Source organism: Actinomadura sp. 1N219 (assembly GCF_044326405.1).
Lineage (GTDB): Bacteria > Actinomycetota > Actinomycetes > Streptosporangiales > Streptosporangiaceae > Spirillospora.
In genome coordinates, this window is record NZ_JBIRAY010000004.1 from 401,168 (window position 1) to 417,451 (window position 16,284).

General features: G+C 68.5%; 10 protein-coding genes and 1 tRNA gene. 10 read left to right on the forward strand and 1 reads right to left on the reverse strand.

The features are described from left to right. Positions 1-109: 109 nt before the first annotated feature. The 9 genes from dnaN to ACH35V_RS16725 all read left to right on the forward strand — a co-directional run bounded on the left by dnaN (position 110) and on the right by ACH35V_RS16725 (position 12,815). A complete protein-coding gene (gene dnaN / locus ACH35V_RS16685) occupies positions 110-1,252 on the forward strand; it encodes a DNA polymerase III subunit beta (protein ID WP_395973252.1) in 1,143 nt (380 codons plus the stop codon). A 161-nt stretch (positions 1,253-1,413) separates the two neighbouring features. After that, positions 1,414-2,334 (forward strand): phosphogluconate dehydrogenase (NAD(+)-dependent, decarboxylating), encoded by a 921-nt coding sequence (gene gnd, locus ACH35V_RS16690; protein WP_395973254.1) that lies wholly within the window; start codon positions 1,414-1,416, stop codon positions 2,332-2,334. Positions 2,335-2,724: 390 nt separating this feature from the next. After that, complete coding sequence (gene recF, locus ACH35V_RS16695) at positions 2,725-3,849, forward strand: DNA replication/repair protein RecF (protein WP_395973256.1); 1,125 nt, start codon at positions 2,725-2,727, stop codon at positions 3,847-3,849. 18 nt (positions 3,850-3,867) lie between these two features. Continuing rightward, the gene (locus ACH35V_RS16700; protein ID WP_395973257.1) at positions 3,868-4,410 is read left to right on the forward strand and encodes a DUF721 domain-containing protein; all 543 of its coding nucleotides are present in this window, start codon (positions 3,868-3,870) and stop codon (positions 4,408-4,410) included. 729 nt (positions 4,411-5,139) lie between these two features. Continuing rightward, positions 5,140-7,077 carry a DNA topoisomerase (ATP-hydrolyzing) subunit B gene (gene gyrB, locus ACH35V_RS16705; RefSeq protein WP_395973259.1) on the forward strand — a complete coding sequence of 646 codons (1,938 nt, stop codon included), beginning with the start codon at positions 5,140-5,142 and terminating at the stop codon, positions 7,075-7,077. 516 nt (positions 7,078-7,593) lie between these two features. Beyond that, positions 7,594-10,101 carry a DNA gyrase subunit A gene (gene gyrA, locus ACH35V_RS16710; protein WP_395973261.1) on the forward strand — a complete coding sequence of 836 codons (2,508 nt, stop codon included), beginning with the start codon at positions 7,594-7,596 and terminating at the stop codon, positions 10,099-10,101. A gap of 1,242 nt (positions 10,102-11,343) precedes the next feature. Then, entirely contained in the window at positions 11,344-11,757 is a 414-nt protein-coding gene (locus ACH35V_RS16715) for a DUF3566 domain-containing protein (protein ID WP_395973263.1), read from the forward strand. A gap of 67 nt (positions 11,758-11,824) precedes the next feature. Continuing rightward, a tRNA-Ile gene (locus ACH35V_RS16720) sits at positions 11,825-11,901 on the forward strand. Positions 11,902-12,206: 305 nt separating this feature from the next. After that, complete coding sequence (locus ACH35V_RS16725; RefSeq protein WP_395973433.1) at positions 12,207-12,815, forward strand: DinB family protein; 609 nt, start codon at positions 12,207-12,209, stop codon at positions 12,813-12,815. A gap of 2,244 nt (positions 12,816-15,059) precedes the next feature. Here ACH35V_RS16725 and ACH35V_RS16730 read toward each other — a convergent pair. Then, positions 15,060-15,410, reverse strand: a complete 351-nt coding sequence (locus tag ACH35V_RS16730; RefSeq protein WP_395973264.1) for a VOC family protein — start codon at positions 15,408-15,410, stop codon at positions 15,060-15,062. A 274-nt stretch (positions 15,411-15,684) separates the two neighbouring features. Between ACH35V_RS16730 and ACH35V_RS16735 the strand changes: the two genes are divergently transcribed. Continuing rightward, a complete protein-coding gene (locus ACH35V_RS16735) occupies positions 15,685-15,918 on the forward strand; it encodes a hypothetical protein (protein WP_131970558.1) in 234 nt (77 codons plus the stop codon). Positions 15,919-16,284: the final 366 nt, after the last annotated feature.

Consider the following 16,284-nt stretch of genomic DNA (forward strand, 5'->3'; position numbering starts at 1 on the left):
CAGGAAAAGATCCATCTCAAGTCAGGGCCTGGGGACAACCCGACCCGAGCGCCCCGGCCGTGCCAGGATCACCTCACCCTTGTCCGACACCTGCAGGAGGCGGGTCCACTTGAAGTTCCGCATCGACAGAGACGCCCTGGCCGACGCCGTCGCCTGGACCGCGCGTACGCTCCCCGTCCGGCCCCCGGTGCCGGTGCTCGCGGGCATGCACATCGTCGCCGGAGGCGAGGAGAACAGCGACCGGCTGAAGCTGTCCGCGTTCGATTACGAGGTCTCCGCCCAGGTCTCCACGGACATCGATGTGGAGGAGGCGGGGACGGCCCTGGTGTCCGGACGGCTCCTCGCCGAGATCTCGCGCAGCCTCCCTCCCCACCCTGTGGAGGTGACGACGGACGGCGCGAAGGTGATGCTCCGCTGCGGCAGCGCGAAATTCACACTTCTGACCATGCCTGTGGAGGACTACCCCACCCTGCCGGAGATGCCCCCGGCCGCCGGGTCCGTGGGCAGTGACGAGTTCGCCGCGGCAGTCGGGCAGGTGGCGATCGCTGCAGGCAAGGACGACACGATCCCCATGCTGACCGGCGTCCGTGTGGAAATCGAGGGCGAAACCGTGACGCTGGCGTCCACGGACCGCTACCGCCTGGCCGTCCGTGAACTGCACTGGAAGCCGGAGCGCCCGGACTTCTCCGCCGTCGCCCTCGTCCCCGCCAGGACGCTCGCCGACACCGCCAAGTCGCTGACGGCGGGCGCGGAGGTGTCGATCGCGCTCGGCGGGACGGGCGGCACCGGCGAAGGCATGATCGGTTTCGAGGGCGGCGGCCGCCGGACGACGTCCCGCCTCCTGGACGGCGACTTCGTCAAGTACCGGTCGCTGCTGCCCAGCGAGTACGCGGGCCTCGCCGAGATCCCGACCGGCCCGTTCATCGAGGCCGTCAAGCGCGTCTCCCTGGTCGCCGAGCGCAACACCCCCGTGCGGCTCTCGTTCAGCCAGGGCGAGGTCGTCCTGGAGGCCGGGACCGGGGACGAGGCGCAGGCCGTGGAGGCCCTGGAGGCGTCCCTGGAGGGCGAGGACATCGACATCGCCTTCAACCCCGCGTTCCTCCTCGACGGGCTCTCCGCGATCGGTTCCGACGTCGCCCGGCTGTCCTTCACCACCCCGACGAAGCCGGCCGTCCTCACCGGCAAGCCCCCGCAGGACGGCGAGAACCCGAACTACCGTTACCTGATCATGCCCGTCCGGCTGTCCGGGTGAGGCGGTGAGCCTTTCGTCCACAGGGCCCGTCGGATCGGATGAAAGGCTCACCCCCGGGCATGCACGGCGGGGAACGCGGGACCGCGGGCAGCCGCGGAACGGCGCACTCGCCGGCGCGCGCACGTAAGGACGGACGGACATCTACGCACAGGGGAGTTTGCATGGAGCTTGGGATCATCGGCCTGGGCAAGATGGGCGGCAACATGGCCGAGCGGCTGCGCCGGGGCGGCCACACGATCGTCGGCTATGACCGCGATCCGGACGTCAGCGACGTCGGCTCCGTCGAGGAACTGATCGAACGGCTCACCCCGCCGCGCGCCGTGTGGGTGATGGTGCCCGCAGGCCAGGCCACCGAGGACACTGTCCACAAGCTGGGCGAGGTCCTTCAAGCAGGCGACATCGTCATCGACGGCGGTAATTCACACTATGTGGACGACCTGAAGCACGGTGAGCAGCTCGCCGCCAAGGGCATCGGGTTCATTGACTGCGGTGTGAGCGGCGGCGTGTGGGGCTTGCAGAACGGTTACGCGCTGATGGTCGGCGGCGACGAAGACAACGTGAAGCGCCTGATGCCCATCTTCGAGACGCTCAAGCCGGAGGGCGAGTACGGGTTCGTCCACTCAGGCAAGGTCGGCGCCGGGCACTTCGTGAAGATGGTCCACAACGGCATCGAGTACGCGATGATGCAGGCCTTCGGCGAGGGTTACGAGCTCATCGAGGCCAGCGACCTCGTCACCAAGGTGCCGGAGACGTTCCTGAGCTGGCAGGAGGGCACGGTCATCCGGTCCTGGCTGCTGGACCTGCTGAACAGGGCGCTCGCCGACGACCCGGAACTGGACGACCTGCGCGGCTACGCCAACGACTCCGGAGAGGGCCGCTGGACGGTCCAGGCAGCCGTCGAGCACGCCGTCCCGCTGCCCGCGATCAGCGCGTCCCTCTTCGCCCGCTTCGCCTCCCGCCAGGAGGACTCGCCCGCCATGCGCGTCGTCGCCGCCCTCCGCAACCAGTTCGGCGGCCACGCCGTCGAGGCCGTAGGCGACGGCGACTCCCCCGGCGCCGACGTGACTCCCCCGGCCGTCTGAGGCTTCGAGAGTTATCCACAGTTTCGCTTTCGGCCCCGCCCTCCCTCCGCGATGCCCGACCCTGAAGTGGTCGGACGCGAGGACCGAGAACGCCCCGCAGACGACGATCCTGCGGGGCGCTCACACGTCCACCCCGTTTCGCTCGAAGGAGGTGCCCAAATGCCGCCAACGCCAGCAAAGCCCGCACCTCTCCCGCCTGACACCGAACGCTCCCGACACCTGCCAACGCGGCTCTGCCTGTGGACGCGGCTGTGGCGCCTGGCCGACGTCCAGCATCGGCGGGTCCTCCGAAGACGCGGCCGCGGCAACGCTGCCCCAGACATTGGCGGCGCGCTGCGGGTCGGCAGGCGCGTGCTTGGAGCGGCGGCGGAGGCTCTACGCTCGTCTCTCGTGCACGTCGCCCACCTCTCCCTGCAGGACTTCCGTTCGTATCCGGCCGCCGAGGTCGCGCTCGAACCGGGGGTTACGGCGTTCGTGGGCCCGAACGGGCAAGGCAAGACGAACCTGGTCGAAGCCATCGGTTACGTCGCCTCGCACGGCAGTCACCGGGCCGCGACGGACGCGCCGCTCGTCCGGCACGGCGCGCCGCGTGCGATCGTGCGGGCCGGCTTGGTGAAGGACGACCGCAAGGCGCTGATCGAACTCGAGATCAACCCCGGGAAGGCCAACCGGGCGCGGCTCAACCGGTCCCCCGTCCCCAGGCCGCGCGAGATCCTGGGGATGCTGCGGACGGTGCTGTTCGCCCCGGAGGACCTTTCGCTCGTGAAGGGCGACCCGGGGGAGCGCAGGCGTTTCATGGACGAGTTGCTGACCGCACGGGCTCCGCGCTTCGCCGGCGTGCGTTCCGACTACGACCGCGTCCTCAAGCAGCGCAACGCCCTCCTGAAATCAGCGGCCGCGCACAGGCGCTCACCCAGCCAGGAGGTTCTCGCGACCCTGGACGTATGGGACTCGCATCTGGCACGCACAGGATCCGAGCTGCTAGCCGCGCGACTGGACCTCGTCGAGGCGCTCCGCCCCCTCGCCGTCCACGCCTACGCGACCCTCGCACCGGCCAGCGACGCGGCTGATCTGCACTACAAAAGCTCGTTGGGGGACGTCGAGTTGTCCACAGACCGTGGACAACTAGCCGACCAGTTGCTGGCGGCGGTAGGCGAGTCCCGCAAACAGGAACTGGACCGGGGAGTGAGCCTCGTCGGACCGCATCGGGACGAACTCGTCCTGCGGCTGGGGGAGCTTCCAGCGCGCGGCTACGCCAGCCACGGCGAGTCGTGGTCGTTCGCGCTCGGGCTGAGGCTCGCCGCGTTCGACCTGCTCAGGGCGGACGGCGACGACCCCGTCCTGATCCTGGACGACGTGTTCGCCGAGCTCGACACGGGGCGTCGCAGCAGGCTGGCGGAGACGGTCGCGGTGGCCGAGCAGGTGCTCATCACGGCCGCCGTCCCGGCCGATGTCCCGGCCGAACTGACAGGGGCTTCGTATACCGTCTCTGACGGCCAGATCGTCCGCGACTGACCGGGAAAGGGCGAGCGCATGAACGACGATCCACAGGATGTGCACAACTCCCCCGAGTCCCCCGAGTCCCCCGAGCCGGACGTCGACGGCCCGCCGGCCAAGTCGGGCATCGAACTGGCCCGCGAGGCCCTCGCCCAGGCGAAGGCGGACGCGGTGAAGCGCGGCACCATCCCCGGGCAGAACGGCAAGCGCAAAGGGACCGGACGACTCGTCCGCGTGAGGGACCCCGGACGCGGCGGCGACCCCAAACTGTTCGGCGCGGCGATCCGCGACCTGATGGCCTCCCGCGGCTGGGAGCAGAGAGCCGCCGTGGGCGGCGTGTTCGGCAACTGGGCCGGCATCGTCGGCGCGGAACTGGCCGAGCACACCCGTCCGGAACGCTTCGAGGACGGCGAACTCACCGTCGCCGCCGACTCGACGACCTGGGCGACGCAGCTTCGCCTGCTGTCGTCCAACCTCGTCCGGCGCCTGAACGAGGACCTCGGCCACGGCACCGTCCGCCGGGTAAAGGTCGTCGGCCCCTCCACCCCCCGCCGCCCCGGCGCCTGGCGCACCCGCTAACGCCCCGCCGTACGCGACGCGACGCGACGCGGCGGCGACGGCCGCGGCCTGATTCCGTGCGCGGCTCGGCGCCGTGTCGGGCGCGGTGCGGTGCGATGTCGTGCGGTGCGGTGTCGGGCGCGGTGCGGCGCGGTGCGGTGTCGGGCGCGGTGCGGCGCGGTGCGGTGTCGGGCGCGGTGCGGCGCGGTGCGGTGTCGGGCGCGGTGCGGCGCGGTGCGGTGTCGGGCGCGGTGCGGTGTCGGGGTGTGGTCTGGAGTGTGAGAGGCGGGAGGGGGTGGTCGCGGGGACGTGTGTGGGGCGTTTCAGGGGCTTTCTTGGGGGGTTTCGGGCGTGGCTTTGGGGTTGGCTTGGGGGACGCGCGGGGGCTTGGTGGTGGGGTGGGAAGTTGAGTGGGGTGTCGGGGGCGGGTGGGAACATGTGTTCGGGATGGGGGGTGACGGGTTCAGCAGCGAGCGCCACGTAGGCCAGAGAACACCCCCGGTCCTGTGGGGGGATGCATCTCCAGGCCCGCTCGGCCGCCACACGCGCACACAGCGCTCGTCAGTGCCACTTTCTGTCGCATGACCCGGTAGAATGAAATCGGTTCAGGATGCTGCGCCGCCAAGGGGTGCCCAAAGCTCTGACCGAACGTTGAACAGAGCACAAGGGCGCCCTGTCATGTGTGTTACGGGGCACACCGTGCCTCCCTCGGGCGCGGAGCGGCAGACATCCCCGGCAGGAGGATCTCCTTTGGCGTACGACGCTAGTTCGATCACTGTCCTTGAAGGGCTTGAGGCGGTTCGCAAACGCCCGGGCATGTACATCGGCTCGACCGGTGAGCGTGGCCTGCACCATCTCGTCTACGAGATCGTGGACAACGCTGTCGACGAGGCCCTGGCCGGCTACGCCGACGACATCGTGGTGACGCTGATGGCCGACGGAGGGGTGAGCGTCCTCGACAACGGGCGCGGCATCCCAGTGGGCGAGCATCCCGTGGAGAAGCGGCCGGCCATCGAGCTGGTGCTGACCACGTTGCACGCGGGCGGCAAGTTCGACGGCAAGTCCTATGCCGTTTCGGGCGGTCTGCACGGTGTGGGCTCGGCGGTTGTGAACGCGTTGTCCACCCGGATGGAGGCCGAGGTCCGCACCGACGGCCACGTGTGGCGCCAGTCGTACACGTGGCAGGGTCCGGAGACCGAGCTCAGCAAGGGTGAGCCGACCGAGGAGACCGGCACCCTCATCAGGTTCTGGCCGGACACTGAGATCTTCGAGACGACCGAGTGGAACTTCGAGACCCTCTCCCGCCGCATGCAGGAGATGGCGTTCCTGAACCGCGGCCTCGCCATCACGCTGCGGGACGAGCGTCCCGATCACGTGAACGGCGAGCCGAACGTCGTCCGGTACCACTATGACGGCGGCATCGAGGACTTCGTCCGCTACATCAACGCGCGGAAGGACGCCGTCCACGAGTCGGTGGTGTACTTCAGCGACGAGACCACGGGCATGTCGATCGAGATCGCCATGCAGTGGAACTCGTCCTACGCCGAGTCCGTCCACACGTTCGCGAACACGATCAACACGGCGGAGGGCGGCACCCACGAGGAGGGCTTCCGCGCGGCGCTGACGACGATCGTCAACCGGTACGCTCGCGACAAGGGCCTGCTCCGCGACAAGGACGACAATCTCACCGGCGAGGACGTCCGCGAGGGCCTCACCGCGATCATCTCGATCAAGCTGGCCGACCCGCAGTTCGAGGGCCAGACCAAGACCAAGCTCGGCAACACCGAGGCCAAGTCGTTCGTGCAGCGCGCCTGCAACGTGTACCTGCGCGACTGGTTCGAGGAGAACCCCGGCGAGGCCAAGGAGATCATCAACAAGGCGTCGCAGGCGGCGCGGGCGCGGGTGGCGGCGCGGCAGGCGCGCGACCTGACCCGCCGCAAGAGCCTGCTGGAGTCGACGTCGCTGCCCGGCAAGCTGTCGGACTGCCAGTCCACCGACCCCGGCAAGTCCGAGCTGTACATCGTCGAGGGCGACTCGGCGGGCGGCTCCGCGAAGGGCGGCCGCAACCCGCACTTCCAGGCGATCCTGCCGATCCGCGGCAAGATCCTCAACGTGGAGAAGGCCAGGATCGACAAGATCCTGAAGAACAACGAAGTCCAGGCGATCATCACCGCGCTCGGCACCGGCGTGCACGACGAGTTCGACATCACCAAGCTCCGCTACCACAAGATCATCCTGATGTCGGACGCGGACGTCGACGGCCACCACATCAACACGCTGCTGCTGACGCTGCTGTTCCGGTTCATGAAGCCGCTGATCGAGGCCGGGCACGTCTACCTGTCCCAGCCCCCGCTCTACAAGATCAAGTGGGACGCGCGGGGCTCGGAGGCCGACTACGCCTACTCCGACTCCGAGCGGGACGCGATCATCGAGGCCGGGGTCGCCGCCGGCAAGCGCGACCCCCGTCCCCGCGACCTGGTGCAGCGCTTCAAGGGCCTCGGCGAGATGAACGCCAACGAGCTGTGGGACACCACGATGGACCCCGACAACCGAGTGCTGCTGCAGGTGCAGCTCGACGACGCCGCCCAGGCGGACGAGCTGTTCAGCGTGCTCATGGGCGAGGAGGTCGAGCCCCGCCGCGAGTTCATCCAGCGCAACGCCAAGGACGTGCGCTTCCTTGACATCTGAGTACGGCCGATGCCCAGCTCCCGACGGCCCGATGGCCCAGCTCCCACCAGCCGACCGCCCCACAGCCGCCGGCTCGACGCCCGACGGCCCAGCGATCGACAGCCCGGTGGCCGACCGTCCATCGGCCGCCGGCTCGGCGCCCGACAGCTCGGCGCCCGACAGCTCGGCGCCCGACCGTTCAGCGCCCGACAGCTCGGCGGCCGACCGTTCAGCGGCCGACCGTTCAGCGATCGACCGCCTAGCGATCGACAGGCCGGTGGCCGATCGTCCAGCGATCGACCGTTCGGCGATCGACCGTTCGGCGATCGACCGTTCGGCGATCGACCGTTCGGCGATCGACCGTTCGGCGGTCGACGGCTCGGCGGTCAACCGTCAAGCGGCCGCTGGGTCTTGCGGGCGGCGGCGCGGGTCTCTGGGGGCCTGGGGCGGGGTTTCGAGTGGACGGGTGAGGTTTCCGCGGCCTGATTTCGGCAGGCGACCGTACGTGCATCCCAACGAGCAGAAGAGGTCCTGAGAGTGACGGACGTGACCACCGAGAGCGGGTACCCGGGCGAACGGATCGAACCGGTCGACATCCAGGTCGAGATGCAGAAGAGCTATCTCGACTACGCGATGTCGGTCATCGTCGCGCGTGCGCTGCCCGAGGTCCGCGACGGCCTCAAACCCGTGCACCGCCGCGTCCTGTACGCCATGTACGACGGCGGCTACCGGCCCGACCGGGGCTACTTCAAGTGCGCCCGCGTCGTCGGCGACGTCATGGGGAACTACCACCCGCACGGCGACTCCGCCATCTACGACGCGCTGGTCAGGCTCGCGCAGCCGTGGTCGATGCGATACCCGCTGGTCGACGGGAACGGCAACTTCGGCTCGCGCGGCAACGACCCCGCCGCGGCCATGCGGTACACCGAATGCCGCATGGCGCCCCTGGCGATGGAGCTGCTGCGCGACATCGACAAGGAGACCGTCGACTTCTCCCCCAACTACGACGGCCGGTCGCAGGAGCCGGACGTCCTGCCGTCGCGGTACCCGAACCTGCTGGTCAACGGGTCCGCCGGCATTGCGGTGGGGATGGCGACGAACATCCCGCCGCACAACCTGCGGGAGGTCGCGGCCGGGGTCAGGTGGTACCTGGACAACTTCGGCACGTCCGACGAGGAGCTGCTCGAGGCGCTGCTCGAGCGGGTCAAGGGCCCCGACTTCCCGACCGCCGGGCTGATCGTCGGCCGCAAGGGCATCGAGGACGCGTACCGCACCGGCCGCGGCTCGATCACCATGCGGGCCGTCGTCGAGGTCGAGGAGATCCAGGGCCGCAACTGCCTCGTCGTCACCGAGCTGCCGTACCAGGTCAACCCGGACAACCTCGCCCTCAAGATTGCGGACGGGGTGAAGGAGGGCAAGCTCGACGGCATCGCCGACGTCCGCGACGAGACGTCCGGCCGGACGGGTCAGCGCCTCGTGATCGTCCTGAAGCGGGACGCCGTCGCCAAGGTCGTCCTGAACAACCTGTACAAGCACACCCAGCTGCAGGAGACGTTCGGCGCGAACATGCTCGCGCTGGTCGACGGCGTGCCGCGCACCCTCCGGATTGACCAGTTCGTCCGGCACTGGGTCTCGCACCAGATCGAAGTCATCGTCCGCCGCACCCGGTTCCTGCTCCGCAAGGCCGAGGAGCGCGCCCACATCCTGCGCGCCCTGCTGAAGGCGCTCGACCGGATCGACGAGGTCATCGCGCTGATCCGCCGGTCGCCGTCGGCATCGGAGGCGCAGCGGGGCCTGATGCAGCTGCTGGAGATCGACGAGATCCAGGCGCAGGCGATCCTCGACATGCAGCTGCGCAAGCTCGCCGCCCTGGAGCGCCAGCAGATCACCGACGAGTACGACAAGCTCATGGCGGAGATCGCCGACTACAACGACATCCTGGCCTCGCCGGAGCGGCAGCGTCAGATCGTCGGCGACGAGCTGGCCCCGATCGTCGAGAAGTTCGGCGACGAGCGGCGCACGCAGATCATCCCGTTCGACGGGGACGTGTCGTACGAGGACCTCATCGCCGAAGAGGACGTCGTCGTCACGATCACCCGCGGCGGCTACGCCAAGCGCACCCGCACCGACCTGTACCGCGCGCAGCGGCGCGGCGGCAAGGGCGTTCGCGGCGCGCAGCTCAAGCAGGACGACATCGTCGACCAGTTCTTCGTCACCACGACGCACCACTGGATCCTGTTCTTCACCAACAAGGGGCGGGTGTACCGGGCGAAGGCATACGAACTGCCTGATTCCGGACGTGACTCGCGCGGCCAGCACGTCGCGAACCTGCTGGCGTTCCAGCCGGACGAGCGCATCGCCCAGGTCATGGACCTGCGCGACTACGAGGTCGCGCCCTACCTCGTCCTCGGGACGAAGATGGGCCGCGTCAAGAAGACCGCCCTGAGCGACTTCGACTCGCCCCGCACCGGCGGCATCATCGCGATCAACCTGGTCGACGACGACGAGGTCATCGCCGCGCGGCTCGTCTCGGCCGACGACGACCTGCTGATGGTGTCCACCGGCGCCCAGGCGATCCGCTTCCGCGCCGACGACGACTCGCTGCGCCCGATGGGACGCGCCACGTCCGGCGTGATCGGCATGCGTTTCGACGAGGACCAGGAAGTTCTTAACATGCTGGTCGTGAAGGACACGTCCCAGGACGTCCTCGTCGCGACCGAGGGCGGGTACGCCAAGCGCACGCCCGTCGACCAGTACCCGCTGCAGGGTCGTGGGGGTAAGGGCGTCCTCACCGCTAAGATCGTGCAATCCCGCGGGATGTTGGTAGGGGCCCTGATGGTGGGCCCGGACGACGGTGTGTTCGCGATGACGTCCAACGGCGGAGTCATCCGGACCACGGCCGCGGAGATCAAGCAGTCCGGCAGGCAGACCATGGGCGTCCGCCTGATGAACCTCGCGGACGGGGACAGCGTGGTGGCCATCGCGAGGAACGTAGAGTCCATGGAGGACTCGGACGACGCCGAGGGAGGCGACGACGGTGAATGACGTACGGGACTGCGTCACGTCCTGTGCGTTCGCCACCTCCGTCACCGAACCGCTAGGCCAGGAGGACACGTGAGCACTGAGCCCGGCAAAAGCAAGGACGGGCCCGGCGCGGCTGCGCCGGGCGGCTCCGGCGAGAACCCCGGGGCCGAGCCCGGCGCGAACCCCGCCGGCGAGTCCGAAGCCAAGCCGGGCCGGCCGCGCAAGCCAAGCCGAGCCGCGAAGCCTGACGCCTCAACGGAGCCTGACGCTTCAACGGAGGCCGATGGGTCAACGAAGCCGGACGGGTCGGACAAGCCGGAAGCAACGGCGAAGCCGAACCAGCCGGCCAAGCCCGAGGCGTCAGACAAGCCAGGCGATTCGGCCAAGCAGGACGCGCCAGAAGAGCCTGACGCATCCGACAAGCCGGGTGCGTCAGGCAGGTCGGGTGCGTCAGGCAGGTCGAGCGCAGCGGGCAGGTCGAGCGCAGCGGGCAGGTCGGGCGCCAGGTCGAGCAAGTCCGGTGCGTCGGGCAAATCTGGCGTGCCGAGCAAGGTGGTGTCCGCCGCAGCCGCGAAGCCCGGCCGGGACGAGACGACCGTCGAGATCGAGTCCCGCACGGACGAGACCAGGACCGACCTGCCCCAGGTGGACGAGCCGGCGGACAAATCCGACTCGCCGGAGATAGCCCCCGTCCAGGACACCACCGAACCGCCCAAGGACGACAAGCCCGCCGATTCCCCGACCGCAGTCGACCCCGTCCCGCGGCCCAGCGGCCCATCCTCCGCTTCGGCTTCTGGGCGCTCGTCCGGCCCGTCGGGATCGGCGTCGGCGCGGTCTTCGGGCTCGGCCTCCGGCCCGTCCGCTTCTCCGCAACCGGGCCCGCCGTCCTCTGGCCCGGCTTCTGGCCGTCCAACCAGCCCTGCAGCGGGTTCGGCCTCTGGCCGTCCCGCCAACCCGGCATCGGGTTCGGCCTCCGGCCGTCCCCCTGGACCGGCGGCGGGTTCGGCCTCGGGCTCGGCGGGCTGGGCCCAACCCACCGAGCCGTCCGGTTCAGTCTCCGCAGGACGTACGGAGAAGCCGAACCCGTCATTCAACGCGCCACCGCCGGGCAACTCGTCCACCGCGAGCCCGGGAACGGGGTCGGGTCCAGGGCCGGGGCCGTCCGGCACGCCCGCGTCCAGCCCGTCCGGCTCTGGTGGCTCGAAGCGTCCGAGCTTCGCGGGGACCGTCCTCAAGGACCGTCCGTCCACGTCGCCTGCGCCCGTGAAACGTCCGTCCAAGTCCGCCACCGGCGGCAAGCCGGCCCGCAAGGCTCAGCTGCAGCTCGCCCGGCTCGAACCGTGGTCGGTGATGAAGTTCAGCTTCGTCATGTCGCTGGTCTGCTTCGTCGTCCTCCTCGTCGCCGTGATCGTCCTCTACGCGATCCTGTCCGGTTTGGGCGTGTTCGACGCCATCAGCGACACGATCAACAGCCTCACCAAGGAGCAGGGCGAGACCACCGGCAGCGTCGACGCCGGCAGTTGGTTCTCCTTCTTCCGCGTCTTCGGCTACACGGTCCTTGTGGGTGCCCTGAACGTCCTGCTCATCACCGCTCTGTCCACGGTCGGCTCCGTCATCTACAACCTCGCCGCAGATCTCGTCGGCGGGGTCGAAGTGACCCTCAAGGAGGCCGAGTAATCGATTTCCGGTTGCCCCGCCAGATGGGGTAACCTCACGTTGCGCCGCCGGAACAGCGGCACAACCCGGGCCTATAGCTCAGTCGGTTAGAGCGCATCCCTGATAAGGATGAGGCCGGAGGTTCAAGTCCTCCTAGGCCCACCACCCCAAAAGCCCCCGCCGGGTACCGACGGGGGTTTTCGTAACCGTCCATGACGGCGTCCCCCGCTAAAGCGTTGCCGACCAGCTCCCGTCCACCCCGCCAAGGGCCGACGGCGTGCATGCCGCTGAAACAGCCCGTGCTTAGCCCCGGGAGCATGCAGCGCGCCGCCGGTCACCGAACGGCCGCGCCACCTCCGCCACTCTCGCCTGCCCCGCCTCGACCGGCCGCCAGCGGGTATGTGCGGCCGCCTGAACGTCTCCGGCCGCGGCATCAGGCTCCGTCTTGGTCAGGACCGCGACACTTCGTGATGGCCTACGGAACCCCGACGAGCCTGCCCGGCATCGAGCTATTGGCCGTGCCGCTAGGCTGCTCGCCCATGGTGGACGTGGACGATCAGGGTCGGCCGGAACCTCCCCTCGCAGCAGATGAGGCCAGCACCCTGCTGGGCTTCCTGGACTACCAGCGCGCAACCCTGGCATGGAAGTGTTCAGATCTGGATGCCACAGGTCTTCGGGCGACGATCGCCACCTCGTCGCTGACGTTGGGCGGGATGCTCAAACACTTGGCCTTCATCGAGGATTGGTGGTGTTCCTGGTGGTTGCACGGCCGGGATCTCGAAGCGTTGTGGAGAACGGGCGACTGGGACGCTGACCCCGATTGGATTTGGCACTCGGCCGCCGAGGACACTCCCGAGCAACTTCGCGCACTCTGGCAGGAGAGCATTTCTCGTTCGCGCTCGCTAGTCACCGAAGCGTTGAACGGCGGCGGACTCGAAAGACCGGCCCGGCGTAGCTGGCCCGACGGCAGAACGCCAAGCCTGCGATGGATCTTGCTCCATCTGATCGAGGAGTACGCGCGGCACAACGGCCACGCCGACCTGATCAGAGAGTCGATCGACGGGCTCACCGGCGAGTAGCCGGGATCAGGCCCCGTAGATAAGTCGCGAATCCGCACGCGACAGTCGAGCCTGTGGATAACGGCAGCGACGGCAACACCAGCGGACGCGACTGAACATGAATAGCTCTCAGCAGTGGTTCGGCACGGGCGTACGAGATCACGACCCTGGGAGGAACGAACTCGTCCCTTAGACGCACGCAGAACACGCAGAATAGCGAACGCTGCAAGTCGCTCACCTGCACGGAGCGCTGCTCGGCGACTGGCATCGTCTAGGCCACGTGACTCGCTCCGTTGTGCCGTCCGTGATCAGTACAGTGCGGATCCTGATCGGGTTGTGATGTGGACCCGGACGGCGGGGAGTCTCGGAGTATCTGCACAGGGCATCGGCCAGGTGCATTACTTCCCCACAGGTTGTGGATAACTTGGTTCACGGTCCGGAGGCGTCAGGTGACTCGGCATGGAATTCGTGGACCAGCCCATGCGGCAGATGACCTGAGTGCTGAACTCGTCCAGTCCCTCGGGCAGGTACCCGCAGCTCGAAGATCATGCGCTTGCCTACCTAACGGGCAGGTTAGCGATCGGTGAAAGCGCGGAGAAGGTCGGCTGGTCGGGGAGTCGGTCCAGTTCGGTGGGGCGGCGGACGGGACGCCACAAGACGAGGGTGGTCATCGGCGAAATTCCTTCGGGGACCAGGCCGAACTCCGCGTTCTAGAAGGGAGTCTGGGCTTCTCATCCACACCTGTGGATAACTGCGGCGGGTCTTAGGGCAAGACTGCTGTCCACCTGGTGATCAGCGGCCCGCAATGGACATCGCCCATCCCACGCCAGATGCCATCTGCCGTCCGCTCGCGAGTTCGCTACCGGCCGCGGGGCACGCGGTGATCGCTCTCTTCCCTGGTTGAACGCGATCACGCCTCCACCACCATTCTCCCTTGGCGGTCTGAGCATGACGCGACGACGCGCCCGCACCATGTCCCGGGGCGGTGGACGACGAGTGGGCGCAGGCTGACAGCAAGGCAGGTCGTCGTGGCCAAGGCTCTCCACATCGCCGCTCTCCCCTGGGCGACTCCAAGGAGAATCCGCAAAGGCGGTCAAGATCATCGGTCGCCTGCTGTGAGCCAGAAGACCTAGCGTGCCGCCTGGACGCGTCCAGGCTCTGATCACGCGATCTGGTGCGGTCGTCCCTCCAGACGATCGGCCGCGCGTCCTCACGGCGGAGTTTCGCGCCGTCACTCTCCCAGGCCGTTCCGGGCGGCGGACGACATGCAACGCCTGGCCAGCTCGAAATCCGCCCGTTCGCGTCGAGGAGCCCCAACCTCTCCGGTCATAGGTCGGACGTCACCTGATAGCGAGCGGCCCCCATCCGATCCATCCGCCTTGGTGAGGTCTCAGCGCGCTCCACACCGGTTCCTCTGCACGACCGCGGCACGTCCAGGCAACAGACCGGAGATGGGTAGGGATCCGGGTGCCCTGCAGCTGCGAGAGACACGGCTCGGGTCTTCCTGGGCGCGCTGCGCCGAAGCACCGCAGCCCTGGCGTGGGCACGCAGTGAGCGACTCCGCGCTTGCCAGATGTCGCCGTCCTTAGACAACGGTGGCCGAACACATGGGCCTGAAGGTCGCTACAGCACCAGCTCCGGCAGGTCCGTTTCGGCCGAGGGGCGTCCACGCCCCTTGTCCGTGAGCTGCTCGATCAGCAATCGGTCGATCGTTGTGCCGGTTGTGCGGCGCGGTTATCGCGGGGCTAACTCACACGTCGCCGTCCGCTGGGACGCGGTTCGGCAACGTCGAGCCGATGCTGGTTGTCCCCAGCCACGGCCGTCGGGCGGTTGGGGACGTGGCTGGGGATTGCCGGTGGGCAACGCTATCCACCGGACACACGGGGCTGGGGAGGATGTCCGTCCACAGCATGTGAACGTGGTGTGGGGGACGGTGCGGCAGGCATGGCCTATCTGCTGGTCAGCGCGTTATCCACGACGTGGATAAGTGGTCCTGCGCGTTGGGGGCGAGCTGGGGAAGAATGGTGGACGCGCCACCTCACGGTCATACCCAGGATGTGCACGCCAGTTATCCACAGGCTGTGGATTCTGTGTATGACACCACACCCTCGTGGATGCTGAAGGGGTGGCACGCGACGGGCCGCACAGACCGTGGAAAGCCCGGCTGTTCTGGGGATCTGCCTGTGGACGCGATCTCCTGGAACGCCTGTCAGCACGACAAGGGAGGTGTGTGCAGAAGCTGTCCCCACCTGTGGATAACAGTGACTAGAGGTCCTTCGCCTGCGGATGCCGTGGCTCGTAGATCGGCAGCTCCCCGCCGCTCGGCAGCCTGATCGCGGCGAGCAACCCCCAGCTCTGCTCGGTCACGGGCACGTCGACCTGGACGCCGCGGGCCCCCAGTCCTTCGAGCGTGGTCTGAATGTCGTCACACATGAGGTAGAACTCGTGCCGCGGCTCGCCCTCGGTGGGATGTGCCGCGAGCTCGGCCGGCGGCAGCTTGAAGATCAGCCAGCCATGGCCCGCGTCGACGTCCGGAAATCCCAGGACGTCGCGGATGAACGCGCGGTCCGCCTCGGCGTCGCGGCTGTAGATGATGACGTGTGCCCCGTTGATCATGGCTCCCCCTCGCTCCTCGTCTGGTCTTTCCCCGGGGTACGGACCGAATCGCGTGAACCTCTCGTTGATCGCGGGATGAGGGAGGCGGCCTCCTTCGTTTACCTGTACATGGTCCGCACGCCCCGGCTTGATGTCCGCATGAAGTCAAGCGCTGCGCCACGCCCGGCGGAGCGGGGACGCGCATCCGTACGAGGGCCCGAAACCTGTGTCCCGAAGGCCGAGAGCACCGCCCCGACCTGCGAACACCAGTTCGAATGCGTGCTACGCTCGCCCCATGGGGCAGTTGCTGAACGAACCGATCCGCGCCGAGCACGATCTGGCGGGACGGCTCACCGCGTACGAATGGCGGGGGACGCGGTACGCCGTGGACGAGGTCCTGAAGACATACGGCACGGCCCAGGAGGGCCGGGTCTATCGGGTCCGCGTAACGGGCGCCGAGGGAGTGGCCGTCGCGGAGCTCGGCCGTGACGCGGACCGGTGGCGGCTCCGCCACGTCTTCTCGGCCTGAGCGCCCCGCCATCCCTCGACCCGACCGGCAAACCAAGCCTCAGGAAGAACGGCCCAACGAGCAGCAGCCCACCGCCCCCTTCCCCGAGCGGCCTGCCGAAGCTGATACCGAGCTGCCTACCGAACCACCGTCCGCACGCGGCCTAGCTCCTCGGCCAGATCAGCGATTCGCCGCTCGACTCGATGAGGATGTCGACCCTGGGGCCGAGTCGTCCGCGGGGCGAGATGCCGCGCGGCGCACGACTTCTCGGTCTGGCCAACCGGTCGAGCCCGAGGTCGGGCGGCTCGTTGAGTCGCGGTTGGCGCGGCGTGCCGTCCTTGGGTCGGGTGGCTCTGGTGAGGCTCGGACTGGGCCGTCCGCGGAGGC